Origin of the sequence: Mesorhizobium sp. B3-1-6 (genome assembly GCF_006439555.1) — a bacterium.
Classification (GTDB): Bacteria; Pseudomonadota; Alphaproteobacteria; order Rhizobiales; family Rhizobiaceae; genus Mesorhizobium.
In genome coordinates this window covers 180,084-194,531 of sequence record NZ_VFTM01000006.1, presented here as the reverse complement: position 1 = coordinate 194,531, position 14,448 = coordinate 180,084, and the positions used below count along the sequence as shown (strand labels likewise).

14 protein-coding genes are annotated in these 14,448 nt (G+C 63.3%); 9 read left to right on the top strand and 5 right to left on the bottom strand.

Annotated features, from left to right (window positions below; genetic code table 11):
* Nucleotides 1-466: 466 nt before the first annotated feature.
* Complete coding sequence (locus tag FJ414_RS31420) at nt 467-619, top strand: hypothetical protein (protein WP_181166829.1); 153 nt, start codon at nt 467-469, stop codon at nt 617-619.
* Between the two features lie 206 nt (nt 620-825).
* Nucleotides 826-1,845: an NAD-dependent epimerase gene (locus FJ414_RS08320; protein ID WP_140643292.1), complete on the top strand. Its 1,020-nt coding sequence runs from the start codon at nt 826-828 to the stop codon at nt 1,843-1,845.
* A gap of 126 nt (nt 1,846-1,971) precedes the next feature.
* Here the strand turns inward: FJ414_RS08320 and FJ414_RS08315 are convergent, their stop codons facing one another.
* Nucleotides 1,972-3,285, bottom strand: coding sequence for an MFS transporter (locus FJ414_RS08315; RefSeq protein ID WP_140643290.1), 1,314 nt, complete (start codon nt 3,283-3,285; stop codon nt 1,972-1,974).
* A 223-nt stretch (nt 3,286-3,508) separates the two neighbouring features.
* Here FJ414_RS08315 and cyoA point away from each other — a divergent pair, with 223 nt between their 5' ends.
* The 7 genes from cyoA to FJ414_RS08280 are packed head-to-tail and all read left to right on the top strand — an operon-like array spanning nt 3,509 to nt 10,397.
* Nucleotides 3,509-4,690: a ubiquinol oxidase subunit II gene (cyoA, locus tag FJ414_RS08310; RefSeq protein ID WP_140643288.1), complete on the top strand. Its 1,182-nt coding sequence runs from the start codon at nt 3,509-3,511 to the stop codon at nt 4,688-4,690.
* A gap of 9 nt (nt 4,691-4,699) precedes the next feature.
* Nucleotides 4,700-6,697 carry a cytochrome o ubiquinol oxidase subunit I gene (gene cyoB / locus FJ414_RS08305; RefSeq protein WP_140643286.1) on the top strand — a complete coding sequence of 666 codons (1,998 nt, stop codon included), beginning with the start codon at nt 4,700-4,702 and terminating at the stop codon, nt 6,695-6,697.
* 9 nt (nt 6,698-6,706) lie between these two features.
* Nucleotides 6,707-7,333: a cytochrome o ubiquinol oxidase subunit III gene (gene cyoC, locus FJ414_RS08300; RefSeq protein WP_140643283.1), complete on the top strand. Its 627-nt coding sequence runs from the start codon at nt 6,707-6,709 to the stop codon at nt 7,331-7,333.
* A complete protein-coding gene (cyoD, locus tag FJ414_RS08295; RefSeq protein WP_140643280.1) occupies nt 7,330-7,704 on the top strand; it encodes a cytochrome o ubiquinol oxidase subunit IV in 375 nt (124 codons plus the stop codon). The genes cyoC and cyoD overlap by 4 nt, the downstream gene beginning before the upstream one ends.
* 59 nt (nt 7,705-7,763) lie before the next feature.
* The gene (locus FJ414_RS08290; RefSeq protein WP_140643327.1) at nt 7,764-8,525 is read left to right on the top strand and encodes an SURF1 family protein; all 762 of its coding nucleotides are present in this window, start codon (nt 7,764-7,766) and stop codon (nt 8,523-8,525) included.
* The gene (locus FJ414_RS08285; RefSeq protein ID WP_140643277.1) at nt 8,522-9,874 is read left to right on the top strand and encodes an ATP-binding protein; all 1,353 of its coding nucleotides are present in this window, start codon (nt 8,522-8,524) and stop codon (nt 9,872-9,874) included. The genes FJ414_RS08290 and FJ414_RS08285 overlap by 4 nt, the downstream gene beginning before the upstream one ends.
* Nucleotides 9,864-10,397, top strand: a complete 534-nt coding sequence (locus tag FJ414_RS08280; RefSeq protein ID WP_210239657.1) for a response regulator transcription factor — start codon at nt 9,864-9,866, stop codon at nt 10,395-10,397. Before FJ414_RS08285 ends, FJ414_RS08280 begins: the two co-directional genes overlap by 11 nt.
* 21 nt (nt 10,398-10,418) lie before the next feature.
* Here FJ414_RS08280 and FJ414_RS08275 read toward each other — a convergent pair whose 3' ends face one another.
* The 4 genes from FJ414_RS08275 to FJ414_RS08260 all read right to left on the bottom strand — a co-directional run bounded on the left by FJ414_RS08275 (nt 10,419) and on the right by FJ414_RS08260 (nt 14,150).
* Nucleotides 10,419-11,165 carry an SDR family NAD(P)-dependent oxidoreductase gene (locus FJ414_RS08275; RefSeq protein WP_140643273.1) on the bottom strand — a complete coding sequence of 249 codons (747 nt, stop codon included), beginning with the start codon at nt 11,163-11,165 and terminating at the stop codon, nt 10,419-10,421.
* Between the two features lie 95 nt (nt 11,166-11,260).
* A complete protein-coding gene (locus FJ414_RS08270) occupies nt 11,261-12,772 on the bottom strand; it encodes an altronate dehydratase family protein (RefSeq protein WP_140643271.1) in 1,512 nt (503 codons plus the stop codon).
* 189 nt (nt 12,773-12,961) lie between these two features.
* Nucleotides 12,962-13,291 carry an L-rhamnose mutarotase gene (locus tag FJ414_RS08265; RefSeq protein ID WP_140643269.1) on the bottom strand — a complete coding sequence of 110 codons (330 nt, stop codon included), beginning with the start codon at nt 13,289-13,291 and terminating at the stop codon, nt 12,962-12,964.
* A gap of 184 nt (nt 13,292-13,475) precedes the next feature.
* Complete coding sequence (locus tag FJ414_RS08260; protein ID WP_140643267.1) at nt 13,476-14,150, bottom strand: GntR family transcriptional regulator; 675 nt, start codon at nt 14,148-14,150, stop codon at nt 13,476-13,478.
* Between the last annotated feature and the right edge of the window lie 298 nt (nt 14,151-14,448).

The following is a 14,448-nucleotide window of genomic DNA, read 5'->3' as shown; positions in this document are numbered from 1 at the left end:
CTCGCTAGAAACATCCTTCAGGCCGCCGATGCTGCCAAAGTCCCCATCAGCCATCGCATCAAGAAATGCGCCTGGAACGACGACTATCTCATCAATGCGATCACTCATATGCGATAGCCCTGCAGTGAAGGGGGATCACCAAGAAAAGCAAATCCCCAATCGGGGCCGTGTGCGCAATCTCATTCCACGCGGGCGGGTTCGAGCCATGTCCACGTCCCTATATAAGCGTTGGCTTGAGATTGAGCTTCCTGTGTCGGATACTGATGGTTTCTGGCCCGTCCGGCCCGCATCGTTCCCATGGCGGCCATGATCGATCTGATCGAAACCATATGCAAGGCGGCCTTCGTCCCGGAGCGATGGAACTCGGTGCTCCAGAAGGCGAGCGGCCTGTCGAACTCGGCCAGCGCTCAGGTCTTCGACGCCGGCGGAGGCACGGCTGGCAGCCGATCTTGCTGCCGGACTCACTTTGGCGGAAACGGCCGCGCGGGGCGGCATCACCGTCAAATCCGCCCGCACCTATCTCGAGCGCGTCTTCCAGAAAACCGGCACCCATCAGCAGAGCCAGCTGCTCGCCATGTTGAAGACTCTGCAGCCGCTGGCTCTACCGCCGGCGCGATGACAGGGAGCTGCCTGGGAAATGGCAGAAGACAGCGTATCGTTGAATTCGACGCCGGCCTGCCATAAAAGGCGCAAGTCTCGACCAGCCTGAGGAATTCAAGGCGTGCCCGAACCTGTCGCCAAGATCGGCCTGGGCTGCGTTGATCCGCAGACTGTCCGCGGGCGATTGGTCGGTAAATGGTCTGGCTACAGCGTTAGGGGTATGCATTGACGTCGAGCAGGCCGATCCTGATCACCGGCGCAGCCGGCTTCATAGGTTTTCACCTTTGCCAGAGGCTGCTTGCCGAAGGCCGGCAGGTTGTCGGCCTCGACTCCATGAACGAGTATTACGACGTCGCGCTGAAGCAGGCGCGGCTCGAGCGGCTGAAGGCGTTCCCGAATTTTCGTTTCGAGCATGTCGATCTCGCCGACCGCGATGGCATCTCGAGGGTCTTTGCGTCGGTCGCGCCGGAGATCGTCGTCAACCTCGCCGCGCAGGCAGGCGTCCGCTATTCGCTGGTCAATCCGCACGTCTATGCGCAAAGCAATCTCAACGGCTTCCTCAACATCCTGGAAGGGTGCCGGCAGGCATCGGTCGGCCATCTCGTCTACGCTTCGTCGAGCTCGATCTATGGCGGCAGCACGCGCATGCCGTTCTCGGTGCATGATTCCGCCGACCATCCCCTCAGCCTCTATGCCGCCAGCAAAAAGGCGAACGAGCTGATGGCCCACACCTACAGCCATCTGTTCGGGCTGCCGACGACGGGCTTGCGTTTCTTCACCGTCTACGGTCCGTGGGGACGGCCCGACATGGCCTTGTTCATCTTCACCAAGGCCATCCTCGCCGGCCAGCCGATCGACGTTTTCAACCATGGCAACATGCAGCGGGATTTCACCTACATCGACGACATCGTCGAAGGGGTGGTCCGCGTCATGCAGTATCCCGCGACACCCAACCCCGATTGGAAAAGCGCTGCGCCGGACCCGGCGACGAGCACCGCGCCGTTCAGGATCCACAACATCGGCGACAGTTCACCCGTCGAGCTCAGCCGGCTCATCGACGTGCTGGAAGACGCGCTTGGGCGCAAGGCGATCCGCAACATGATGCCGCTCCAGCCGGGCGACGTTCTGGCGACCTTCGCCGATGTCACCTCGCTCGAAGAGGTGATCGGCTTCAAGCCCAGGATCCCGATCGAGATCGGCGTCCCGCGCTTCGTGGAATGGTACCGGGATTTCTACCAGGTCTGATTGGGCGCCTGCGGCGATCTACTAATGCATGTCGCGCAAAAGTGTGCAGCGGTTTTGCGATAACGACATGCATGAAAACAAAGCCTTAAAAGCGCGTCGCCTGAATCCGCTTCAGCGCGACGCGCTTTAGCGGTCGGTCGTGGACGCTTGCCTGTCGATCCAGAGCGCGATCAGCGTGCAGGCGGCGCCCGAAAGCAGGTAAGCGCCGGCGGCGATAAGGCCGAAATTGCCGGCCAGGAGCAGCGCGGCAAGCGGCGCGAAGCCGGCGCCGAACATCCAGGCCAGGTCCGATGTCACCGCCGAGCCGGTATAGCGGTGCTGGCGCGAGAAGCTCGATGCCACGACGCCCGAGGACTGCCCGAAGCTTAAGCCCAGCAGGATGAAGCCGAGCACCATGAACACCGTCTCGCCGACGGTGCCGCCGTTGAGAAGCTGTGGGGCAAAGCCGCTGAAAGCGGCGATGGCGACGGCGCCGCCGCCGAGCAAGGCACGACGTCCGACACGGTCGGCCAGCGGCCCCGATGCGACGATAGCCGCGATGCCGAACAGCGCGCTCACCGCCTCGATGACCAGGAAACGTTCCGGGCCCTCATTGGTGAACAGGAACACCCACGATAGCGGGAACACCGTCACCATATGGAACAGGGCAAAACTCGCCAGCGGCGCGAAGGCGCCGACCACGACGTTGCGTCCTTCAGTCCGAACCATCTCCCTGATGCGCGTCGGCTGCAGGTCGCCGCTCTCGTAGAGTTTCGAGAATTCGGGCGTGACCACGATGCGCAGCCTGGCAAACAGCGCCACGACGTTGATGGCGAAGGCGACGAAGAAGGGATAGCGCCAGCCCCAGGCGAAGAAATCGTCGGCCGAGAGGTTGGCGACGAAGAAGGCAAACAGCGAGCTTGCCACGATGAGCCCGATCGGCGCGCCGAGCTGCGGGATCATCGCATAGATGCCGCGCCGGTTCTGCGGTGCATTCAGCGCCAGGAGGGAGGGCAGTCCGTCCCATGTCCCGCCGAGCGCCAGGCCCTGCAGGAAGCGGGTGAGCGCCAGCAGCCAGGCGGCGACCGCGCCGACATCCTCATAGGAGGGCAGGAATGCCATGGCGACCGTCGAGGTGCCGAGCAGGAACAGCGCGATCGTCAGCTTGGCGCCGCGGCCATAGGCGCGGTCGATCGCCATGAACAGCACGGTGCCGAACGGGCGCGCGATGAAGGCCAGTGCGAAGATGGCGAAGGAGTAGAGCGTTCCGACCAGCGGGTCGTGCGTCGGGAACACCAGCTTGGGGAACACGATCACGGAAGCGATCGCATAGACGAAGAAATCGAAGAATTCCGACGTCCTGCCGATGATCACGCCGACCGCGATATCGCCCGCGCTGACCTGGCCGTGATGCGAGCCGATCAGCCTGCTGTCCGTTTCGGAAGTCGAAGTTTCAGCCATCGTTTCCGTCGCCACCGAGCTCAAGTTCGGAACGCGATTGTCGGCGTCCCGATGCGATGTTGTCGTCATCCAATTATGCGTGCACACTTTCGCGAAAGCCATACCGACTGGGCATTGGACAAATTGTCCAATGTTGTCGCCGTGCCTGCGGCAGTAGCCGTTGGTCCATATCGCATCGCAACCTGCAGAGATCCTGCTGCAGGGCCATCGAGGGCAGCGTTTGATGAGACGATCCGGAGCCTTGCTTCTTTTTCCGCTCGCGGTGCTGCTGAGCGGCTGCGATCTGGTCGTGCTGGCGCCCGCGGGCGACGTGGCAGTGCAGCAGCGCGACCTGCTCGTCGTCTCGACCCTGCTGATGCTGCTCATCATCGTGCCCGTCATGGCGCTGACCGTGCTGTTTGCCTGGCGCTACCGGCAATCCAGCACCACGGCGACCTATACGCCGGACTGGGACCATTCGACCAAGCTGGAACTGGTGATCTGGGCGGCGCCCCTGCTCGTCATCATCTGCCTGGGCGCGCTCACCTGGCTCGGCACGCATCTGCTCGATCCCTACCGGCGCATCGACCGGATCGAACCAGGACAGCCGGTCACCCAGAACCACAAGCCGCTCAAGGTCGAGGTCGTCGCGCTGGATTGGAAATGGCTCTTCATCTATCCCGATTACGGCATTGCCTCCGTCAACGAGCTGGCGGCCCCGGTCAACCAGCCGATCGACTTCCGCATTACCTCCTCGACGGTGATGAACTCCTTCTACATTCCAGCTCTTGCCGGGCAGATCTACGCCATGCCCGGCATGGAGACGAAGCTGCACGCCGTCATCAACCGTCCGGGAACCTATACCGGCTTTTCGGCCAACTACAGCGGCGCCGGCTTCTCCGGCATGCGCTTTGCCTTCCACGGCCTGTCCGACCAGGCCTTCGCCGATTGGGTGACGCAGACCAAGAGCGCGCAGGCCACGCTCAACCGAGACAGTTATCTCGAGCTCGAACGTCCGAGCGAGAACGAGCCGGTCCGCCATTATGCCTCCGTCGATCCCGACCTCTTCGGCGCCATCCTCAATTTGTGCGTCGAGCGCGGCAAGATGTGCATGAACGAGATGATGTCGATCGACGCCAAGGGCGGCCTGGGGCTCGCCGGCGTGCGCAACACCCTGCCGCTGCAATATGACAAGCTTGCCCGGCGCGGCGCGGTGTTCGGCAACGATCCGTCCTATGTCGCAAGCATCTGCACGGCGGAGGAAGCGGCCGCCGCCTCGCGCGCGGCCCGCGATGCCGACGCGAAATACTGGCCGGTGCGCGATCTTTCGCCATTGCGCGGGGCGGGGCTGCTCAGTCCAGGGGCAGGCAGCCGCCGCGCCGACGCCGAGACGCCGTCGCTCGGCCTGCTGCGCTTCGAATTGTGAGGATGGCGGATGCCTGAGACGCTGACCAAATTCATCTTCGGCCGCCTCACTCTGGAGTCGCTGCCGCTGCACGAGCCGATCGTCGTCGGCACCTTCATCGTGGTGGCGCTCGGCGGTGTCGCTGTTCTTGGCGCCATCACGTATTTCAAGCTCTGGGGCTATTTGTGGCGCGAGTGGTTCACCAGCGTGGACCACAAGAAGATCGGCGTCATGTACATGGCGCTCGGCCTCGTCATGCTGCTGCGCGGCTTTTCCGACGCCATCATGATGCGCCTGCAGCAGGCCATCGCCTTCAACGGTTCCGAGGGTTATCTCAACGCCCATCACTACGACCAGATCTTCACCGCCCATGGCGTGATCATGATCTTCTTCGTGGCGATGCCTTTCGTCACCGGGCTGATGAACTTCGTCGTGCCGCTGCAGATCGGCGCGCGCGACGTCTCGTTCCCCTTCCTCAACAATTTCAGCTTCTGGATGACGGTCGGCGGCGCCATCCTGGTCATGGCCTCGCTGTTCGTCGGCGAATTCGCCCGCACCGGCTGGCTGGCCTATCCGCCGCTCTCCGGCATCAACTACAGTCCCGACGTCGGCGTCGATTACTACATCTGGGCGCTGCAGGTCGCCGGCGTCGGCACGACGTTGTCCGGCATCAACCTGATCTGCACCATCATCAAGATGCGCGCCCCCGGCATGACGATGATGCGCATGCCCGTCTTCACCTGGACCTCGCTCTGCACCAACGTGCTGATCGTGGCGTCCTTCCCGGTGCTGACGGCGGTGCTGACGCTGCTCGCGCTCGACCGCTATGTCGGCACCAACTTCTTCACCAACGACTTCGGCGGCAACCCGATGATGTATGTGAACCTCATCTGGATATGGGGTCACCCGGAGGTCTACATCCTCATCCTGCCGTTGTTCGGCGTCTTCTCCGAGGTCACCTCGACTTTCTCCGGCAAGCGCCTGTTCGGTTACACCTCCATGGTCTACGCCACGGTGGTCATCACCATCCTGTCGTATCTCGTCTGGCTGCACCACTTCTTCACCATGGGCTCCGGCGCAAGCGTCAATTCCTTCTTCGGCATCACCACGATGATCATCTCGATCCCGACCGGGGCGAAGATATTCAATTGGCTGTTCACCATGTATCGCGGCCGCATCCGCTTCGAACTGCCGATGATGTGGACGGTAGCCTTCATGCTCACCTTCACCGTCGGCGGCATGACTGGCGTGCTGCTTGCCGTGCCACCGGCCGACTTCGTGCTGCACAACAGTCTGTTCCTGATCGCGCATTTCCACAACGTCATCATCGGCGGCGTGCTGTTCGGTCTGTTCGCCGGAATCGCCTATTGGTGGCCGAAGGCCTTCGGCTTCAAGCTCGATCCGTTCTGGGGCAAGATCTCGTTCTGGTGCTGGGTGCTCGGCTTCTGGTTCGCCTTCATGCCGCTTTATATCCTCGGCCTGATGGGCGTGACGCGCCGCATGCGCGTGTTCGACGACCCCTCGCTGCAGATATGGTTCGTCATCGCCGCTTTCGGCGCCGTGCTGATCGCCTGCGGCATCGCCGCCTTTCTGGTCCAGATCTTCGTCTCCATCCGTAAGCGCGAAGCGCTGGCCGATCACACCGGCGATCCCTGGGATGGCCGCACCCTCGAATGGTCGACCTCCTCGCCGCCGCCTGCCTACAACTTCGCCTTCACGCCGGTCATTCGCGACAACGACGCCTGGTTCGACATGAAGAAGGCCGGCTACCGGCGTCCGCTGTCCGGTTTCAAGCCGATCCACATGCCGAAGAACACCGGCACCGGCCTCATCCTCGCCGTCTTCAGCGTCGCGCTCGGCTTCGGCCTGATCTGGTATATGTGGTGGCTGGCGGCGCTGAGCTTCGTCTGCCTCATCGCCACCGCGATCGGCCACACCTTCAACTATCACCGCGACTTCGACATCCCGGCTGCCGAGGTCGCGCAAACGGAAGAGGCGAGGACGACGCTCCTCGCCGCCCAGGGCTAGGGTTCGAGCATGGCATCGACGGCGATCACGGCCGATACCGCACCGGTCTTCCACCTGGAAGAGGAGCATGCGCACGCCGAAGGCGGCAGCACCATGCTCGGCTTCTGGCTCTATCTGATGAGCGACTGCCTGATCTTCGCCATGCTGTTCGCGGCCTATGGCGTGCTCGGCGGCAATTACGCGGCCGGTCCGGCGCCGAAGGATCTGTTCGATCTGGGCCTGGTGGCGGTCAACACCACCATGCTGCTCTTGTCCTCGATCACCTACGGCTTTGCCATGCTGACCATGGACAAGGGCCGCGTCGGCGCGACGCAAGCCTGGCTCGTGGTGACCATGCTGTTCGGCATGGCGTTCCTCTCCATCGAGCTATCCGAATTCGCGCACATGATCCATGAAGGCGCGACGCCGCAGCGCAGCGCCTTCCTGTCGTCCTTCTTCACCTTGGTCGGCACGCACGGCCTGCACGTGACCTTCGGCATCGTGTGGATGGCGACGCTGATGGTGCAGGTCGCCAGATACGGCCTCATCGAGGCCAACCGCCGCCGGCTGATGTGCCTCTCGATGTTCTGGCACTTCCTCGACGTCGTCTGGATCGGCGTCTTCACCTTCGTCTATCTGATGGGGATGCTCAGATGAGCGCGCATGATCATGCCGATCACGACCACACGCATGGCGGCGCCGCGCACGGGTCGCTGAAGGGCTACCTGATCGGCTTCGTCCTGTCGGTGATCCTCACCGCCATCCCGTTCTGGATGGTCATGAGCGGAGCCATCGACAACAAGCAGGCCACAGCCATCATCGTCATGGCCTTCGCGGTGGTGCAGATCGTGGTGCACATGGTCTTCTTCCTGCATATGAACCCCGCCTCGGAAGGCGGATGGTCGATGCTGGCGCTCATTTTCACGGTGATCCTCGTCGTCATCGTGCTCAGCGGCTCGCTCTGGGTGATGTACCACCTCAATGCCAACATGATGCCCGGGCTCCACGAGATGCGGGAGATGCCATGAGCCCCGTTTCGGGCGTGAGTGTGTCGGGTGTGGAGAGGGCCAAAGTCGAGGCAAAGGACATGATCGGCCGGACAAGTACTGGCTCTCATGCCACCCCGAAGGGCTCCGCGTCGCGATTCTTGCTTGCGCTGGCTGGGCTTCTCGGCGTCCTGGTGTTTCTCGGGCTCGGGATTTGGCAATTGGAAAGGCGGGTCTGGAAGCTCGACCTGATCGCCCGCGTCGACCAACGCATCCATGCTCCCGTCGTCGATGCGCCTGGTCCGCGGGACTGGAGCGGGTTGAGCGCGCCTGACTACGAATATCGCCATGTGCGGTTGACCGGGCGCTTTGAGGGCGGTGCCAACACGCTGGTGCAGGCGGTGACCGAGCTTGGCGGCGGCTATTGGGTGCTGACGCCGATGCGCGGCGACCGCGGTTTCACGGTCCTCGTCAACCGCGGCTTCATCCCGCAGGAACGCAAGGCCGAGTTCGAGCGGGAGGGTGGCGGTTTCGCCGCGACGGCGACGGTCGACGGGCTGCTGCGCATCAGCGAACCGCGCGGCGGTTTCCTGCGCAGCAACGATCCGGCGGCCAATCGCTGGTATTCGCGCGACGTCGACGCCATCGCAAAGGCGCGCGGCCTGGCGGATGTCGCGCCGTATTTCATCGATGCCGGAGCGTCCGAGCCGGCTGGCTGGCCGCGCGGCGGGCTCACCGTCGTCACCTTCCGCAACAGCCATCTGGTCTATGCTTTGACCTGGTTTGCCATGGCAGCGATGCTGGCGACCGCCCTCGCCAGGCCGATCTTCGCCGGACGTCGGAAGCGGGACGCGGCAAGATGAACATCTCGATCGCGCGGTTTCATCGCGACAAACCGATCCTGACGGTTCCGGTCGCCGGACAGGGAGGCGCCGCCTCAAATTCCGACGTGACGAACAGGAAGAACCTGCTGCTCCTCATCCAACTGCGCTGGCTGGCGGTGGCGGGGCAGGTGCTGACCATCTTGGTGACGCAATACTGGTTCGCGATCCCGCTGCCGCTCACCGAGATGGCCGGCGTGGTGCTTTTCCTGGTCGGGCTCAACATCTTCAGCCTGCTCGCCCTGCGCGGCAATCGCCGCATCTCCAACGCGCAGCTCTTCGTCGCGCTGATCTTCGACATGGCGGCGCTGACGACGCAGCTCTACCTGAGCGGCGGCGCCTCGAATCCGTTCGTGTCGCTCTATCTGCTGCAGATCACGCTCGGCGCCGCGCTGTTGGCGCCATGGTCGACCTGGCTCCTGGTGGTAGCCGCCTCGGCCTGCTTCGTCTTCCTCATCTTCGTTTTCCAGCCGATCGCGCTCCCGCATCACGGTGGCAGCGACCTCCTGGCGCTGCATCTGCGCGGTATGTTCATCTGCTTCGTGCTCGCGGCCGGCCTGATCGTGATCTTCATGACGCGCATCAACCGCAACCTGCGCGAACGCGATGCCTACCTCGCCGACCTGCGCCAGCGTTCGGCCGAGGAAGACCACATCGTGCGGATGGGCCTGCTGGCCTCAGGCGCCGCGCATGAACTCGGTACGCCGCTCTCGACCATATCGGTCATATTGTCCGACTGGCGCCAGATGCAGGGCGTCAAGCGCAACCGCGAGCTTTCCGAGGACGTGGCCGAGATGCAGGCGCAGATCGAGCGCTGCAAAAGCATCGTCACGGGCATCCTCATGTCCTCCGGTCAGGCGCGGGGCGAGGGCACGATCCGCACCACGATCCGCCGCTTCCTCGACGATCTCGTGCAGGAGTGGCGTTCCAGCCGCCAGCCTTTCAAGCTGGATTACAGCAACGGTTTCGAGCCGGACGAGCAGATCGTATCCGACACGGCGCTGAAGCAAGTGATCTTCAATGTGCTCGACAATGCGCTGGAAGCATCGCACGATTGGGTCGGCATCACTGCCGAGCGGCAGGATGGGAAGCTGGTGCTCTCCGTCGAGGATCGCGGACCGGGTTTCGACAAGGATATTCTGGCCGCGCTCGGCCAGCCCTATATGTCGAGCAAGGGGCGGCCAGGCGGCGGCCTGGGGCTCTTCCTGGTGTTCAATGTGGTGCGCAAGCTCGGCGGCGACGTTTCGGCGCGCAACATGGCCGGGGGCGCCCGCGTTACCCTTTCGCTGCCGCTGGCGGCGCTGACCGATGGAGACGATCGTGAAATCTGATCGATCCTTGTTTGTCGTGGAGGACGACGCGACCTTCGGGCGGACGCTCAAGCGTTCCTTCGAAAAGCGCGATTACGATGTCGTGGTCTGCCACGACCGCGAGGCGCTGCTCGTCGCGCTGGAAACGGCCGTTCCGGTCTACGCCGTCGTCGATCTCAAGCTTGGAGCGGGATCGGGTCTCGAATGCGTCAAACTGCTCAGCGCCCGCAATCCGTCGATGCGGATCGTCGTGCTGACGGGATTTGCCAGCATCGCCACGGCTGTCGAGGCGATCAAGCTCGGCGCCTGCCATTATCTGGCCAAGCCCGCCAACACCGATGACATCGAAGCCGCCTTCGGCCGCGCCGAGGGCGACGTTTCGGTGCCGCTCACCAGCCGCCCCACCTCGATCAAGAACCTCGAATGGGAGCGCATCCACGAAACGCTGGTCGAGACGGGCTTCAACATCTCCGAAACCGCGCGCCGGCTTGGCCTGCACCGGCGCACGCTTGCCCGCAAGCTCGAGAAGCGCGTGGTGCAGTAGCGCAACTTTTCCTGGAATTGCTCAGTAGGTGGTGCGCCCGCCCGACAGGTCGAATGTCGAGGCGGTGGTGAAGCTGTTTTCCTTCGAGACCAGCCACGCGACCATCGCGGCGGCTTCGTCGACTTCGAGCAGGCGGCCGCGCGGAATGCGCGAGCGCATGTATTCGATATGCTCGGACGTCAGCTGGTCGAGGATGCGTGTCTGCGCGGTTGCCGGCGAAATGCAGTTCACGGCGATGTCGTATTGAGCCAGCTCCTTGCCGAGCGACTTCGTCAGGCCGATGACAGCTGCCTTCGAGGCCGAATAGGCGGCCGCGTTCGGGTTGCCTTCCTTGCCGGCCACCGAAGCGATGTTGACGATGCGGCCGTAATTGCGCTCCTTCATGCCGGGCACGACGGCGCGGTTGACGTAGAATGTGCCGTTGACGTTAATGTCGATGATCTTCTTCCAGACGTCGACGTCATAGACATCGAGCGGCGCCGCCGGGCCGGCGATGCCGGCGGAGTTCACCACGATGGATATCTTGTCGGCGATCTCCTCGGTCCTGGCGCGGGCTGCATCGACCGCGTCCCAGTCGGCGATATCGACCACCAGCGTCGTGGCGGCCTTGCCGAGCTCCTGTCTGGCGGCATCGAGGCGCGCCTCGTCGAGATCCCAAAGCGTGACCGTGGCGCCCGAGGCGACGAAGCGCTTGGCCATGGCGAAGCCGAGGCCCTGGGCGCCGCCGGTCACCACCGCGTGCTGACCGTCCAGATCGATCCTGTTCATATCGGGCGTTTCCTCCAGTCTGATTTATCGGGGATATTTCGGAAGTCGGTCGCAACAAGCCGGAATGCCTGAACCTCCGATCCGGCGTCGCGACGTTACATGGTGGCGCCGAGGCTCCACGGCACGAATTCATTGTCGCCATAGCCAAGCGCCTCGGACCTGGTGCGTCCGCCGGAAGCCACCCGCAGGATCTCCGCGAAGATTTCCTCGCCCTTCCGTGCCAGCGTCACGCCGTCCAGTATGTCGCCGCAGTTGATGTCCATGTCGTCGCGCATCTGTTCGAAGATGAACGAGTTGGAGGCGAGCTTGATCGAAGGTGTCGGCTTGCAGCCGAAGGCCGAGCCGCGCCCGGTGGTGAAGCACAATATGTTGGCGCCGCCGGCGACCTGGCCGGTGGCCGAGACCGGGTCGTAGCCTGGCGTGTCCATGAAGACGAGGCCGCGCTCGTTGATCGGCTCGGCATATTCCAGCACCGCGCGCAGGTTGGTGGTGCCGCCCTTGGCCGACGCGCCGAGCGACTTCTCCAGGATGGTCGTCAATCCCCCCAGCTTGTTGCCGGGCGAGGGATTGTTGTTCATCTCCATGTCGTGCCTGGCGGTGTAATCCTCCCACCAGCGGATGCGCTCGATCAGCTTTTCACCGATCGCCCGGCTTTCGGCGCGGCGGGTCAGAAGATGTTCCGCGCCGTAGATCTCGGGTGTCTCCGAAAGGACGGCGGTCCCGCCCTGCGCGACGAGCAGGTCCACCGCCGCGCCGAGCGCCGGATTGGCGCTGATGCCGGAATAGCCGTCCGAGCCGCCGCATTGCAGCGCCAGCACCAGTTCGGAGGCCGATTGCGGCGTGCGCCGCGCGGCGTTGACGATCGGCAGCATCTCGACGATCGCCTTCACGCCGGCATCGACCGTCTTGCGCGTGCCGCCGGTTTCCTGGATCGTCATTGTGCGGAAGGTGGCGCTCTCCTCGATGTCGTAGGACTGCATCCAGCGCGGGATCTGGAAGGCCTCGCAGCCCAACCCGACCATCAGCACGCCGCCGACATTGGGATTGGTGGCGAACCCCCATTGCGTACGCTTCAAGAGATCGTAAGCCGGGCCCTTGGTGTCGATGCCGCAGCCGGTGCCATGGACGAGCGAGATGATGCCGTCGACATTGGGATAGTCGTGCAAGATACCGGAGCGGTTGACCTCCTCGGCGATGAAGCGCGCGACGCTGGCCGAGCAGTTCACCGAGGTCAGCGTGGCGATATAGTTGCGCGTGCCGACTTTGCCGTTCGGCCTGCGATACCCCATGAAGGTCGCCCGTTCGCCGTCGGGAAGCATCGCCGTTTGCCTGGCGTCCGCGCCATAGCCGTAGTCCCGCTCGAAATCGCGCAGGTAGACATTGTGCTCGTGCACCCAGTCCCCGGCCGCGATCGCTCCGCGCGCGAAGCCGATGGTCTGGCCGTACTTCACGATTGGCTCGTCCGCGGCGATGTCGCGTATGGCCATCTTATGTCCGCGCGGGATTCGGGCCCGCGCCGCGACGTCGCCGGCCTTCTCGCCGGTCGCTAGCGGATCGACCGCGAGCAGGATGTTGTCCGCATGCGAAAGCTTGATGAAGCGTGCCATTGCCCAAGACTCTGAAGAAAATTCTCGCCGGCGCCGGCCAGGAGATCATCGACTAGGAATACTAATATAATAGAATGACGGCGGTCAAGGCTGCGACCCACTGGGCTCAGTCGGAACCGCTGCCGTGGGGCATCATTCACATGCCCGCGCCGTCCCCGCACCCGCGACCCGGTTGGCGTCGCGAGCGGTTCAGTCCAGGTGGAAGACTTCCTCCATCGCCGCCCACCACTCGCCTTGCGCGCGGGTGGCCAAGGGTTGCTGCATGGGGTCGCACAATTCCCACCATTTGCGCATCGCGGCCGATTCCCCCATCCGCGCGGCGTCGGAGGCGAAATCGTCGCCGTGATATTCCCAACAGGCGAACAGCAGGTTCTCCGGCTCGCGCAGGAAGATGGAGTAGTTCCTTATGTTGGCGCGGCTGACGACCTCGAGCACGTCGGGCCACACCGCGGCATGGACGCGCTTGTATTCCTCGATCGCCTCGGCCTTCAGGCCGATGCAAAGCCCCATTCTCTTCATCAACTGGTCTCGCTTTGTTTGGCCGCGTCTTTTGTCGTCACGCAATTCCGGACGGAAAACCGCGTCACACCTTTCCTGGGATTGCAGAGCATGGTCCCGAAAGGTAGGAACCGGTTTTCGGATAAGATCATGCTCCAACAAAGAGCTGGATCAGGATGGCGATTGAACGAAACGTCACCCTGATCTAGCCGAGGAGCTCGGCGGCGACTTCGAGCGTGTTGCGGAAGGATGTCTCCAAGTGGCTCTCCATCGCCTGCGCGGCGCCCTCGGCGTCCTGACGCTTGAGCGCGTCGAGAATGGCCTCGTGCTGCTCGATCGTCTGCTCGCCATAGCCGGGCTTGGGGATCGCGAGATAGCGGCCGCGATCCATCTGCGCCTTGGAGATGTCGACCACCCGCCAGATCGCCGGTAGGCCGCAGATCTCGGCTATGGTGCGGTGGAAGACGTCGTCGAGCTGGATCGCGACGGCATAGCGTCCACGCGAAATGGCGAGCTTGTGAGCGGCCATGTTGTCTTCAAGGAGTTCGGCTGCCTGCGGCGTCATCTTGGCCGCGGCGCGCCTGGCGCTTTCCATCTCCAGCGCCCGGCGGATGACATAGGCTTCCTCGAGATCGGCGCGGCTGATCGGCGCCACATAGGTGCCGCTCTGCGCCAGGATCTTGACCAGCCCTTCGTCGCTGATGCGCTTGACCGCCTCGCGCACCGGCGTGCGCGATACGCCGAGCGCCTCGGCAATCGCAACTTCATTGATGATCTCGCCCGGCTTCAGCTGTCCGACGACGATCAGGTTACGGATCTTGTTGTAGATCTGGTCGCGCAGCGGCAGGGCCCGATTGAGGGTCGAAGGGTCTAGATCCATGGAAAATCCCATCGCTCGTCCACGCCAATGGATAAATTATATTAGAATGCCAACCGGAATGCACGTATGCGCGAAGCCGGTTGCCTCCCTGCAAAAAGCGCTCTGAAAACCAGCTTGCCAGAACTGTTATATTAGTGCAATAGTGCTCCCCGTCGCGATTATCGGCGTCGTGGCGAAAGCGTTTCAGGGTGCCCAAGCGTGGTTGCGCGAAGGCCTTCTTGGTCGGTTTGAGGGACCGGCCATGCGCTTGATACGGCCGATGATCCCGTGCCGTGGAGCGCCGGCCGTCTTGCCAGGG

Coding starts and splice junctions, on each gene's coding strand:
- FJ414_RS08270 (WP_140643271.1), bottom strand. CDS start 12,772: ATGGCACGCTTCATCAAGCTTTCGCATGCGGACAACATCCTGCTCGCG.
- FJ414_RS08260 (WP_140643267.1), bottom strand. CDS start 14,150: ATGGATCTAGACCCTTCGACCCTCAATCGGGCCCTGCCGCTGCGCGAC.
- FJ414_RS08315 (WP_140643290.1), bottom strand. CDS start 3,285: ATGGCTGAAACTTCGACTTCCGAAACGGACAGCAGGCTGATCGGCTCG.
- FJ414_RS08290 (WP_140643327.1), top strand. CDS start 7,764: ATGATCGGCCGGACAAGTACTGGCTCTCATGCCACCCCGAAGGGCTCC.
- cyoC (WP_140643283.1), top strand. CDS start 6,707: ATGGCATCGACGGCGATCACGGCCGATACCGCACCGGTCTTCCACCTG.
- FJ414_RS08285 (WP_140643277.1), top strand. CDS start 8,522: ATGAACATCTCGATCGCGCGGTTTCATCGCGACAAACCGATCCTGACG.
- FJ414_RS08265 (WP_140643269.1), bottom strand. CDS start 13,291: ATGAAGAGAATGGGGCTTTGCATCGGCCTGAAGGCCGAGGCGATCGAG.
- FJ414_RS08275 (WP_140643273.1), bottom strand. CDS start 11,165: ATGAACAGGATCGATCTGGACGGTCAGCACGCGGTGGTGACCGGCGGC.
- cyoB (WP_140643286.1), top strand. CDS start 4,700: ATGCCTGAGACGCTGACCAAATTCATCTTCGGCCGCCTCACTCTGGAG.
- cyoA (WP_140643288.1), top strand. CDS start 3,509: ATGAGACGATCCGGAGCCTTGCTTCTTTTTCCGCTCGCGGTGCTGCTG.
- cyoD (WP_140643280.1), top strand. CDS start 7,330: ATGAGCGCGCATGATCATGCCGATCACGACCACACGCATGGCGGCGCC.